This is a genomic window from Lysinibacillus sp. NPDC094403, from assembly GCF_050278745.1.
GTDB lineage: Bacteria > Bacillota > Bacilli > Bacillales_A > Planococcaceae > Lysinibacillus.
On sequence record NZ_JBNNTL010000001.1, the window covers coordinates 760,392 to 773,184 of the forward strand.

Annotated in this window: 12 protein-coding genes; all 12 read left to right on the top strand. The window is 37.5% G+C overall.

Annotated features, from left to right (window positions below; all coding sequences use genetic code 11):
• The first annotated feature begins 49 nt into the window (after positions 1–49).
• The 12 genes from rfbA (at position 50) to ACQKMV_RS03465 (ending at position 12,761) form a co-directional block, all read left to right on the top strand.
• A complete protein-coding gene (rfbA, locus tag ACQKMV_RS03410) occupies positions 50–940 on the top strand; it encodes a glucose-1-phosphate thymidylyltransferase RfbA (protein ID WP_427502357.1) in 891 nt (296 codons plus the stop codon).
• Between the two features lie 44 nt (positions 941–984).
• Positions 985–2,025 (top strand): dTDP-glucose 4,6-dehydratase, encoded by a 1,041-nt coding sequence (gene rfbB / locus ACQKMV_RS03415; protein WP_427502358.1) that lies wholly within the window; start codon positions 985–987, stop codon positions 2,023–2,025.
• A 237-nt stretch (positions 2,026–2,262) separates the two neighbouring features.
• The gene (locus ACQKMV_RS03420) at positions 2,263–3,060 is read left to right on the top strand and encodes a TIGR00282 family metallophosphoesterase (RefSeq protein ID WP_427502359.1); all 798 of its coding nucleotides are present in this window, start codon (positions 2,263–2,265) and stop codon (positions 3,058–3,060) included.
• 613 nt (positions 3,061–3,673) lie between these two features.
• Positions 3,674–3,940: a stage V sporulation protein S gene (locus tag ACQKMV_RS03425; RefSeq protein ID WP_010858535.1), complete on the top strand. Its 267-nt coding sequence runs from the start codon at positions 3,674–3,676 to the stop codon at positions 3,938–3,940.
• Positions 3,941–4,317: 377 nt separating this feature from the next.
• On the top strand, positions 4,318–6,057 hold the full coding sequence (locus tag ACQKMV_RS03430; RefSeq protein ID WP_427502360.1) for a 2-oxoacid:acceptor oxidoreductase subunit alpha: 1,740 nt from the start codon (positions 4,318–4,320) through the stop codon (positions 6,055–6,057).
• Positions 6,057–6,923 carry a 2-oxoacid:ferredoxin oxidoreductase subunit beta gene (locus ACQKMV_RS03435; RefSeq protein WP_049668537.1) on the top strand — a complete coding sequence of 289 codons (867 nt, stop codon included), beginning with the start codon at positions 6,057–6,059 and terminating at the stop codon, positions 6,921–6,923. The genes ACQKMV_RS03430 and ACQKMV_RS03435 overlap by 1 nt, the downstream gene beginning before the upstream one ends.
• 730 nt (positions 6,924–7,653) lie before the next feature.
• A complete protein-coding gene (locus tag ACQKMV_RS03440; RefSeq protein WP_427502361.1) occupies positions 7,654–8,361 on the top strand; it encodes a lantibiotic protection ABC transporter ATP-binding protein in 708 nt (235 codons plus the stop codon).
• A 1-nt stretch (position 8,362) separates the two neighbouring features.
• Complete coding sequence (locus ACQKMV_RS03445; protein ID WP_427502362.1) at positions 8,363–9,091, top strand: lantibiotic immunity ABC transporter MutE/EpiE family permease subunit; 729 nt, start codon at positions 8,363–8,365, stop codon at positions 9,089–9,091.
• Between the two features lie 3 nt (positions 9,092–9,094).
• Positions 9,095–9,850, top strand: a complete 756-nt coding sequence (locus tag ACQKMV_RS03450) for a lantibiotic immunity ABC transporter MutG family permease subunit (protein WP_427419870.1) — start codon at positions 9,095–9,097, stop codon at positions 9,848–9,850.
• Positions 9,851–9,878: 28 nt separating this feature from the next.
• Positions 9,879–10,541: a response regulator transcription factor gene (locus tag ACQKMV_RS03455; protein WP_427502363.1), complete on the top strand. Its 663-nt coding sequence runs from the start codon at positions 9,879–9,881 to the stop codon at positions 10,539–10,541.
• Entirely contained in the window at positions 10,529–11,914 is a 1,386-nt protein-coding gene (locus tag ACQKMV_RS03460) for a sensor histidine kinase (RefSeq protein WP_427502364.1), read from the top strand. The genes ACQKMV_RS03455 and ACQKMV_RS03460 overlap by 13 nt, the downstream gene beginning before the upstream one ends.
• A gap of 475 nt (positions 11,915–12,389) precedes the next feature.
• Positions 12,390–12,761, top strand: a complete 372-nt coding sequence (locus ACQKMV_RS03465; RefSeq protein WP_236690930.1) for an ELKS/Rab6-interacting/CAST family protein — start codon at positions 12,390–12,392, stop codon at positions 12,759–12,761.
• Positions 12,762–12,793 lie beyond the last annotated feature (32 nt).

Consider the following 12,793-nt stretch of genomic DNA (forward strand, 5'->3'; position numbering starts at 1 on the left):
AGGATTTTCATTTGAGTTTATTTAAACATCGACAAGAGGTGAATTTCGGATGAAAGGAATTATTTTAGCTGGAGGTTCAGGTACTCGACTTTATCCTCTGACGAAATCTGTTTCTAAACAAATGCTACCCATTTACGATAAACCGATGATTTATTATCCGCTTTCTGTATTAATGCTCGCAGGAATAAAAGAAATTCTAATTATCTCTACTTCTCGAGATATTGTAGGGTTTAAGGAGCTTTTAGGAGATGGCAGTAAGTTAGGGATGAACTTTGAATATGCAGTTCAGGAAGATCCTAACGGCCTTGCTGAAGCCTTTATAATTGGAGAGGAGTTTATTGGTGATTCACCAGTCGCATTAGTATTAGGTGATAATATCTTCTATGGTTCTAATTGGAGCAATCGTTTACAAGCTGCTGCGTCTTTATCGACCGGGGGCATTATTTTTGGCTGTTATGTGAATGATCCAAGGGCCTATGGTGTAGTAGAGGTAGATGAGCAGATGAATGCTATCTCTATAGAAGAAAAGCCGGAATACCCTAAATCTTCATACGCCGTTCCAGGTTTGTATTTTTTTGATAATAAAGTAGTGGATATCGCAAAAAACGTGAAGCCTTCAGCACGTGGCGAAGTGGAGATTACTTCTATAATAGATGTATATCTGCAAAGAGGTGAGTTAAAGGTTGAACTTACTGGTAGAGGCTTGGCGTGGTTAGATACAGGCACGCATGAATCATTACTAGAGGCTTCTAACTTTGTAGAGGCTATACAAAAAAGGCAGGGGCTATATATTGCTTGCATTGAAGAAATAGCATTCAGAAGAGGATATATAACAAAGAAGCAGTTATTAGATCTTGCTCAACCTCTAATGAAGACAGAATATGGTAAATATTTGGTTGAAGTTTCTCATTCATTAAACAACTCTCATGTGACAATGTAGAGTTTTTTTATTTCAGTCGAACAAGTTTAAAAGAGGTGAGACAGATGATCAAGAAAAAAATTCTTGTTACTGGTGGAGCTGGGTTTATTGGTGGAAACTTTGTTCAATACATGGTTAATAAGTACCCTGAGTATGCAATTTATAATATAGACGTATTAACATATGCAGGTGATTTAACTAAACACCGTGATACAGAAAAAATGGGGAATTATCATTTTGTGAAAGCAGATATTGTAGACTATGATGTGATTATTTCTTTATTTGAGAAAGAAAAGTTTGATTATGTTGTGCATTTTGCTGCAGAAAGTCATGTAGATCGATCCATCACAGATCCAGCGGTTTTTGTTTCTACAAATGTGCTAGGAACACAGGTGTTATTAGATGCTGCAAGGCAAGTAGGAATTACCAAATTTGTTCATGTCTCTACAGATGAAGTATACGGTGAATTGGATTTTGATCCAACAACTTTTTTTACGGAAGAAACACCGTTACAACCAAATAGTCCATATAGTGCAAGTAAAGCTTCCTCTGATTTCTTAGTTCAAGCGTATCACCATACTTATAGAGTGCCTATTAATATTACACGATGTTCTAACAATTATGGGCCGTATCACTTCCCGGAAAAATTAATTCCTTTAACGATTTCGCGTGTATTAAATGAAGAAAAGGTTCCTATATATGGTGATGGTCAAAACATTCGTGATTGGTTACACGTGTTTGATCATTGTGCTGCCATTGATTTAGTTTTACATGAAGGTGTAAATGGAGAAGTATATAATGTTGGTGGGCATAATGAACGTACGAATTTAGAAGTAGTTAAAACCATAATTCGTACATTAGGGAAATCAGAAGCATTAATAGAGTTTGTAGCAGACCGTTTAGGACATGATAAGCGATATGCGATTGATGCAACAAAACTAGAACAATTAGGTTGGCAACCGATATACACTTTTGAAACTGGAATTGCTCAAACGATTCAATGGTACATGGAAAACAAAGAATGGTGGGAGCAAATTATTAATGGGGAATATCAAAATATGTTGGAGATGACTTCAACCTATTCATCTGAAATCATCCCAAAATAGTATATGAAAAAGCTGGTTAATAAAATAAAAAAACGGCTTTTCATGAAATGACTAAAATTTCACTTACTTGCTTTCAATTTTGAGCATGTTCGTAAATTATAAAAATATCATGTCCTTGTATCGCTACAGTCACTGTACAAAATGCAAACTCAAAGAGGTTTGCGTTTTATTTTGCGATTTACTAGGAGTAGGTGGTAAACTAAAAGGTGCTAATTAAAGAAAGAGTGGTCTTGCCAAATGAAAGTACTATTTATTGGAGATATCGTCGGTTCGATTGGCCGCGATGCAGTGGAAAAATATTTACCACGTTTAAAGAAAAAATTTAGTCCGGATGTTGTGATTGCGAATGGTGAAAATGCAGCAGCAGGGCGTGGAATTACACGAAGTATTTATAATGAGCTATTGCAAATGGGTGTAGATGTTATCACAATGGGCAATCATACTTGGGATAATAAAGATATTTTTGATTTTATTGATGTTGCAGATTATTTAATACGACCTGCAAACTTTTCAAGTGAGGCCCCAGGTAAAGGTATGATGCAAATTTCAAAAAATGGCGTTACTTTATCTGTTATTAATTTGCATGGTCGAGTATTTTTACCTCCACATGAGGATCCTTTTGCGATGGCAGAGAAATTAATCGAAGAAGCACATAAAACGTCACCGCTTGTATTCGTGGATTTTCATGCAGAAGCGACAAGTGAAAAAATTGCCCTTGGATGGCACTTAGATGGAAAGGCCTCGGCGGTCGTTGGTACACATACACATGTGCAAACAGCTGATGCACGTATTTACCCAAATGGAACAGCCTATATTACGGACGTTGGTATGACAGGTCCATACGATGAAATTTTAGGGATGACAAAGGAAAGTGTCATTTATAAATTCCAAACAAACATGCCATCTCGTTTTGAAGTGCCTAAAAAAGGACGCGATGTGTTAAGTGGTTTCTTTGTAGAGATTGATGATAAAACAGGAAAAGCTCTACATTGTGAGCGAATTTATATAAATGAAGATTATCCGTTTCAAGGATAAGGAAATAACTATTGTGTATTAAAAAATGCACAATAGTTTTTTTTTGTTGCAAAACAAGATGGTTAGGAAATAGGTTAGGAAATATTTGGGAATGTTTTGGCGCTTTAAATAAGAATGATTGCCGTTCAGGCTACTCGCTTTCCTGTAGGCGAGCGTCGAGCCACTTCCTTTGCTTTGTTGCTGTTGCTGTCGCTACGCTTTCGCACAGACAAAACCCAGTTGTTAAAATTACGTTTATCAATTAGATTAAAGCGACATGTCAGAGGATGCTTGCTATGTGAATCAGTTGATTGGATGTCACGCACAGTTTTGTGTGTGATTTTTTTGTTCTTGGGACGTTGGATGTCGATAAAATTCAAAAGTTGGGCGATAATTCCTGAAAGTGAATTGGTTGGAACGGAAAAACACCTCGTTTTGCCGAAGAGGCATACTTTAGTAACTTCTAACAGGAATTTTCAGTATTTTTCGATTGTTTAAATATATAAGAAATGAAAATAGTCTATTTTCTTCTTGCCGAGCATAAAATGACCTATCGACAATAACTTGAGGTCCAAACAAGGGGGACATGAGTTGTTGAGCGTAAACACTATTCGCGAAACGGGGAGGAATAATTGTGGATTCATTAAAAGTATCATCACGCTCTAATCCAAATTCAGTTGCAGGTGCATTAGTCGCGGTAATCAGAGAAAAAGGGCAAGCAGAAATGCAGGCAGTTGGGGCAGGTGCACTTAACCAAGCCGTGAAAGCAGTGGCCATTGCACGCGGATTTGTAGCGCCAAGCGGCACAGATTTAATTTGCGCACCGGCGTTTGCCGATATTTTAATTGCTGGGGAAGAACGTACAGCTTTAAAGCTTCTTGTGGAAAAACGTGTTCGATAAAATGTAATGAAGTAAAATGCCTTGCACATAATAAGCTGCAAGGCATTTTTTTCGTTTTAATAGGTTGCGTAGTTCATGCTTTACATATTCACGTGTTAAATGACACTAAAACATATGTCATGTACAGAAGTTGTGAAGACTGATGACTAGAATTTTTTATCTTTATTTAGCAAATGTTTTTGAAGCGTCAACAACAATTACGCTAAGGCGAAATCGAACTTAACTATTTGAAAATTACAACTTTTTGAACGGGATTTTCAGTCAAAGGTCTGATTTTCGTTTAAATCGTGGAATAACGATAGTGCAGACCGTTTCTTCGTGTTAAACTTATGAAGGAAAAATAATAGTATACACATTGGATCTAAGGAGTTGTTGACATGTTACATCAGCTTTCATGGAAAGTCGGTGGGCAACAGGGTGAAGGGATTGAAAGTACAGGGGAAATTTTCTCAATGGCAATGAATCGTTTAGGTTACTTCCTATACGGTTATCGTCATTTCTCTTCTCGAATTAAAGGTGGCCATACGAATAATAAAATTACTGTTCGTCCAACAGAAGTACGTTCAATTGCGGATGATTTAGATATTTTAGTAGCGTTCGACCAAGAAACAATCGACGTCAATTATAAAGAACTAACAGAAACAGGCATTATTTTAGCGGATTCAAAATTTGATCCAGTGAAGCCAGAAGATTCAAAGGCGCCATTATTTGCGGTACCGTTTACAGAAATTGCAGCAGAGCTAGGTACTTCGTTAATGAAAAATATGGTGGCCATTGGGGCAACTGCATCATTGCTAAATTTAGATAATGCAGTATTCCAAAATGTTGTAGACGATATTTTTGGCAGAAAAGGTGAAGAAGTAGTTCAAAAAAATATGGAGGCCATTGCACGAGGCCGCCAAATTATGAGTGAGCTTTTAGGCAATCGTGTAGGTGAATGGGCTTTAGCACCAGCAGACGGGAAACGCCGTATGTTCATGATCGGAAACGATGCAGTAGCACTTGGTGCACTTGCGGCTGGGACACGCTTTATGGCAGCCTACCCAATTACACCAGCTTCTGAGATTATGGAATACCTTATTAAAAAATTACCGAAATTCGGTGGTGCGGTTATTCAAACAGAAGACGAAATTGCTGCAGCGACAATGGCAATTGGTGCAAACTTTGGTGGTGTTCGTGCCTTTACAGCTTCTGCTGGCCCTGGTCTTTCATTAATGATGGAAGCACTTGGTCTTTCAGGTATGACGGAGCAGCCGCTAGTTGTTGTTGATACACAACGTGGTGGTCCATCAACAGGGTTACCAACAAAACAAGAGCAATCAGATTTAATGGCGATGTTATATGGTACGCATGGTGAAATTCCAAAAGTAGTAATTGCACCTTCTACAATGGAGGAAGCATTCTTTGACACAATCCAAGCATTTAACATTGCAGAGGAATTACAATTACCAGTTATTTTAATGACTGACTTGCAATTATCTCTAGGTAAACAATCTGTAGAGCCATTCGATTACAATAAAATTGAAATTCGTCGCGGTAAAATTGTTACTGGCGACATTGAAGAAGCTGCTGATAAAGCATACTTCAAACGTTATGAAGATACGGAAGATGGTATTTCACCGCGTGTGCTACCTGGTACATTAAATGGTATTCACCATGTAACAGGGGTTGAACACGATGAAACAGGTAAACCATCTGAAGCAACTGGTAACCGTCGAGTACAAATGGATAAACGTTTCCGTAAGCTAGCAGCATTGAAATTTGATAATCCAGTACATTCAAATGCGCCACACGAAGAAGCCGATATTTTATTAGTGGGCTTTAACTCAACACGTGGAGCAATTGAAGAAGTACAAGAACGATTGAATGCTCAAGGTATGAAGGTGAACCATGCACATATCCGTTTAATTCACCCATTCCCATCTGCTGAGGTGGCACCACTTGTAGCAAAAGCGAAAAAAGTAATCGTTGTAGAAAATAACTACACAGGTCAATTAGCAAACATCATGAAGATGAATGTTGGCGGTCACGATAAAATCGAGACTATTACAAAATATGATGGTACACCATTTTTGCCAGGTGAATTAGAAAATCGTGTGAAGGAGTTGACTCGCTAATGGCAACATTTAAGGATTTTCGTAATACAGTGAAACCAAACTGGTGCCCAGGCTGTGGTGACTTCTCTGTTCAAGCAGCGATTCAGCGCGCCGCGGCAAACGTTGGTATTGAACCAAACGAATTAGCTGTTATCTCTGGGATTGGCTGTTCTGGTCGTATTTCAGGCTACATTAATTCTTACGGTTTCCACGGTATTCATGGTCGTGCATTACCAATTGCACAAGGCTTAAAAATGGCTAACCGTGATTTAAACGTAATAGCTTCTGGTGGTGACGGTGATGGCTTTGCGATTGGTATGGGTCATACAATTCATGCTATCCGTCGTAATATTGACATCACATACGTTGTTATGGATAACCAAATTTATGGTTTAACAAAGGGGCAAACATCTCCACGTTCTGCTGCAGGATTTATTACTAAATCTACACCAGGTGGTGCGATTGAGCCTTCATTAAAACCATTAGAAGTAGCTTTAACAAGCGGAGCTACATTTGTCGCACAAGGTTTCTCAACGGATATTAAAGAGTTAACAGCTTTAATTGAAGCAGGTATTAATCATAAAGGCTTCTCATTCATCAACGTATTCTCACCTTGTGTTACGTATAACAAAGTGAACACGTACGATTGGTTTAAAGAGAACTTAACGAAGCTTGCTGATATTGAAGGCTATGATAATTCTGACCGTGGTATGGCAATGCGTACAGTAATGGAGCATGAAGGTTTAGTAACAGGTATTATTTATCAAGATACTGAAACAGCTTCATATCAAGAAAAAGTACCAGGCTATTCAGAGCTACCATTAACAGATATCGATATTAAAATGAGCGAAAATGATTTTAATGATTTAGTGAAAGAATTTATGTAAATTAAATTTTATATAGCATGATAAAAAAGCATTTGGGATGTACTCATTCCAAATGCTTTTTGTGTCTTTTGAAGACTGCGATGACAATGAATTAAGATGACATATTAAATAAAGTATGACGAAGGTAGTTTCTTTTTCAAATTTTATCCATCTCAAAAATGAGCGTTATGGCTAATGACAGTGATGTGATTCCCGTTTGCTTGTCCGACACTTCGTTTTCGCACAGAACATTTGTTGCTGCTCACTACGTTTCACTATGCTTCCACATTGATATACCATTTTGCTAAAGTTTCGCTTTATATTATTAATTGCCAAGAGGTACACGCTAAGTGAAGTGGTTGATTGGAGTGGAGACTGAGCGACTCCTTGGGGATTAGCGATAGAGGAACGAAGGCTAAGAGCATCACTTCCTGTGATAACGCCTTCGTGACCTACATCGTGTAGGCCAGAGACCCTGGAGCGAGCAGCGCGAGTGAAGCGGCTCATCGGACGCCCCCAGGAAGCTCTGCTCTGCGCGAAAGCGAAGCGTCAGCGGCAAATGTTTTATCTGTGCGAAAGCGAAGCGACAGCAACAAAGCGCTCAGTCGGAACGGAAATCAACCCCTTGTTTTGCCGAAGTTATAATATCTCATTGATTTTCTTAGTGATGCTCCACAAAATTTTTCGTTATCCTTATAAAATCCTTATAATCGTTTTCTACACTATAATCATCGAAAGGAAGATGATTATTATGGAAGATATTATTTTACAAACAGAAAATCTTAGTAAAAGCTTTAAGGGGCAAAAAATCGTAGAGAATCTATCGTTAACGATACCTCGCAATACTGTTTATGGTTTGCTCGGTCCAAATGGTGCTGGGAAGTCAACAACGTTAAAAATGATTACGGGTATGTTGCGTCCGAATGCAGGAAAGATACTTTTTAATGGACATGAATGGAATCGTAATGATTTAAAAGACATCGGTGTATTAATTGAAACACCACCGCTTTATGAAAATTTAACGGCAAGAGAAAATCTCAAGGTTCGTACAATTGCCCTCGGATTGCCACAGTCACGTATTGATGAAGTATTAAGAATTGTTGACTTGACGAATACAGGGAAAAAACGAGCAGGACAGTTTTCGTTAGGGATGAAACAACGCTTAGGAATAGCTATTGCGCTATTAAATTCTCCAAAGCTTTTAATACTTGATGAGCCGACAAATGGTCTTGATCCAATTGGCATTCAAGAGCTTCGAAAACTGATTCGATCATTTCCTGAGCAAGGGATTACAGTCATTTTATCTAGCCACATCCTGTCAGAGGTAGAACAGGTCGTTGATGAAATTGGCATCATTGCAGGAGGGAAATTAGGTTATCAGGGAGTTGCCCCACAAGGTCAGGAATTAGAATCGTTATTTATGCAAGTAGTGTCTGCTAATAGAAAGGCAGGCATGTAACATGATCTCAATTATGAAGGCTGAAAGATTAAAATGGAAAAAGACTTTTATTCCTAAATTAGTTTGGCTAGCACCCATTGTGGCGATATTATTAACTGCCGTATTAATGGGAGGAAGGTTTTTTCAAAGTGGCGCTTATAATTGGTGGTATACAATGCTCTTACCAGGTGCTCTGACGATATGTTGTGCATTAGTGGTGGAAAAAGATGCTAAATTGAAATATCATAGTATTCTCGCAATGCCGCTCGATCTTAAGAAGATTTGGTTTGGCAAAATACTTGCATGTAGTGCCTGGTTGTTATTAACTACACTTATTTTCTTTGCTGGTATTACTGCTGGTGGAATATTATTTGGTAATAGCTATTCTTTCATTAATAGTCTTACAGGTAGTTTGATAATTTTGGTAACGTTTTTATGGCAAATTCCACTTTGTTTATTCCTTGCGGCAAAATTAGGAACTTATATGTCTATTTTAATAAATTTAGTTGGCAATATTGCTGGTATGATTGCATTTGCAAATGGGGATTTTTGGTATAGCGTTCCTTATGCCATTACAGCAAGACTAATATGTCCAACATTAGAGATTTTACCAAATGGTCTGCCAGTGCCTGAGGGTAGCCCGTTATTAAGCGTGTCGGTTATAGTTCCGGGTATATTAATTGCTTTAGCATGGTTTGCATTAATCAGCTTCCTTACTGCACGTTGGTTTCAAAAAAGGGAGGCGAAATAGTTCATGGTAATGTTAAGATTACTTAGAGCAGAGTTTCTTAAAGTAAAAAGAACGCCATTTTTACTAATTCATCTCCTTGTACCGATTATTATTTCTGGGCTGTTTTTAGCATACTATTCATATTCACCATGGAATTTTGCTTGGAAAATATCCGGTTATTTTCAAGCTCTTTCGTGTGGGTTTCCAATTATTATTGGATTAGTTTGTGCAATGGCAGCGGAGCAAGAAGCAAATGCAGGACATTTTCAGGAGATGCTAACAGCTACTAAAACAAAAGTAGTGGCCTATTTAAGCAAGTTGCTACTGTTATTGTTATTTAGTTTTGGAGCAATATTACTGTCCTTCGGTATTTTTAGTATTGGTTTTATTGAACTTTTGCATGAAGATACTTTTGGTTATCAATTTTATTTCATAGCTGGATGTATTCTATTTGTTAGCTTTGCATTTTTATATATTTTACATTTTTTCGTTAGTTTTCATTTTGGTAAAGGTGCCTCAATCGGATTAGGTATTGTCGGATCACTAATAGTAGCCCTACTCCTCACAGGACTAGGTGATGGTATTTGGTCATTTATACCTTATGGTTGGGGTGGTCACTTTGTTTCATTATGGGAAATGAAGGCGTCAGGGCTTGACCTATCGACGGTGGAAATAGGGCTACAGGAAGGTATTATTGCTTCAGCTTGCGGGACATTACTTGCATTAGTCCTATCTTGTTTATGGTTTTGGAAATGGGAAGGAAGAAAGTCTGATAATTAGGGTTTGAAGAAATGATGAGGGTAGAAGTATGGCAAAAATATTAGCAGTAGATGATGAAAAAGATATTTTAGTATTGATAAAAAATGCATTACTAAAAGACGAACATTTAGTAACGGCAGTCTCTGATGCGACAGAAGTAAGTAAAATGAATCTTGGTGCTTTCGATTTAATTTTATTGGATGTGATGATGCCCGAAATTGATGGATTTACTTTATGTGGCCAAATACGTCATGCTGTAGATTGTCCTATCCTTTTTTTAACGGCTAAATCATTGGAGGAAGATCTAATGTATGGTCTTGGTCTTGGCGCAGATGATTATATTATCAAGCCGTTTGGAATTGGGGAGCTACGTGCAAGAGTAAATGCTCATTTGAGACGCGAGAAAAGAGAAAGACGTAGCATTCTTTTTGTAGATAACGTTCACTTCAATCTATCTGGCAAAGAGCTGTTTGTAAATGAAGAGAAGGTAATACTGACAAAAAGCGAATATGAAATATGCGAATTTCTAGCTCGAAATCGAGGACAGGTGTTTTCTAAAGAAAAAATTTATGAAACTGTTTTTGGGTTTGATGGGAAGAGTGACAGTACCGCTATTACTGAGCATATTAAAAATATTCGTTCAAAGCTACATGCTTTTAATGTTGACGCCATTGAAACTGTTTGGGGGATTGGATATAAATGGAGACAATAAAGCCGACTAAAGGAACACGATTACATACTTTTTTTCTTCGATATCTCCTTTTCCTAAGTTTAGGCGTTATTCTGTTAGTGGTACTACTGATCTGTTTAACGATGTTTGCCCTTTCTACCAACTTCGTATTACCAGCAAATTATGCAGAAACTCAAATTTCATTATCAAGGGATCGTATTGCGTCTAGTAGTTCGGTTACAGCTGATTTGATCCCAGACCTTGTTGATTACGCAGTCTTTTCTAAAGAAGGACAATTCCTTGCAGGGAATCTTTCAGAAAAGGAAGCTTTTAAAGCTTGGGCTGCAATGAAAAAAGAGCAAGCTCAAGGTATCAGCCAATTTTACTCGTTTATAGAGCGAGAAAATGAGATTTGTATATTACGATATTATTTAGTACCTCAGTATAGTTCAGAAATTTTAAGGAAATATTTGCCGAATCCGCAGCTTTTAGATATTCTGTTATTTATTGTAGGGGTTGTAACTATAGCAACTGTCCTTGCCATCCATTTTGGAAGAAATCTTAAGAAAAAAATGTTTGGCTTGCAGGAAGCAATTGAAAAAATACAAAATCAAAATTTGGATTTCACAATAAATACTTCAGGAATTCGTGAAATAGATGAAATATCCATTTCTCTTGAGCATATGAGGGAGGCATTAAACAGTTCTTTAAAACAGCAATGGGAATCAGAACAGACCCGTAGAGAGCAAATTTCTGCTCTTGCCCACGATCTGAAAACACCTCTTACAATTATTCGGGGGAATGCAGAACTTTTACAGGATACTGAACAAGATGATATTCAAAGAGAATATAATGACTATATTTTGAAAAATACAATGGAAATAGAAAAATTTACGAAAGAGTTAATTGATTTATCGAAAATGGAGAAAAATATCGTTCGTGAAAAAACGAATGTTAAAACGGATGCATTTATGATAGAAGTAGAAGATCAAATGAGAGCACTTTCGTTAGAGAAAAAGCTTCAAGTAGATGTCCAAAAGGAAATGCTACCTACACTTATATTGATTGATGAAGAGAGGTTCTATCGAGCGATTTTAAATGTCATTGCCAATGCTGTAGAGCACGCACCTGAAAATGGCAAGGTGACATTAACTGTTCAAGGTGCCGCTGATATTATTCAATTTACTGTTGTTGATAGCGGCTGTGGATTTTCTCCGAGAGATTTAAATGAGGCTACCAAACAATTTTATCGCGGAGATTCAAGCAGAAATGCGGGAAACCACCATGGGATGGGACTTTATATTGCCCAATCCATTGTTCAGAGTCATGATGGAACATTGCTTATTGCCAATGATTTATCAGCTGGTGGAGGGAAAGTGACTATAACAATCCCAACCGATTTCGCATTGGCGTAATTGTTTTTGCTGTTGTCTTGCTTTTCGCATAGAAAAACTAAATTATTCAAAATGAGGTTTATTATTTTGTATATGTCTATTTTGTTAGCGAATTCTAATGAAGTTTGTTAATATGACATTGGAAAAAATATATATATCATATATGAGTTGATTGGAGTGGAGGCTGGGTGACTCCTTGGGGATCAGCGTCACAGATGAGACCCTGGAGCGAGCAACGCGAGTGAAGCGGCTCATCGGACGCCCCCAGGAAAGCACCCAGCCGGAACGGAAATCAACCTCACGCTTTTGATGACGAGCCTTTAATTAATAAAAATGGTTGGTTCACACACCTGATAAAATATCTTGAGAAAAGAATGATTTTGACAAATTTGTTAATATCATTCTTTTTGTTTTTGTTTGAAAGGAAAAAATGGGGAGTGTGTTCGGGCAATCGTATTGTAAAAAATGCTACAATAAAAGAAAAAAAGAAGAGGCGATGCACGTGGATAACGTCATTGATTTTATTGCAAAGAAAAGAGAACGCGAAGAAAGGCAGCGTGCTCAGGATTTAGAAAGGTATGTTGCGACACAATGTAATTTTCATCAACCAGAAAATATTGATGCACTTGTTGATGGTAAAATGATTGAGGTCAAGGACCATACGTTGTTTTTAGGATTTCTCTCAATATTAAAAGATGAAAAAATTGATCCACTTAATATTTTTCAGGATGTTTTTACATTAGGACCTGCCCACTTCGAAATGTCCTACAATATGAGATGGTGGTCAGTTGTACAGCTTGCCTTTACATTTTTAACAATTTTAAAGGAGAACGAGCCGCATACATATGCAGATTTTCTTGGTTTATAAAATTAATCTAGAGTGTGTGCACGTCTTGGAAA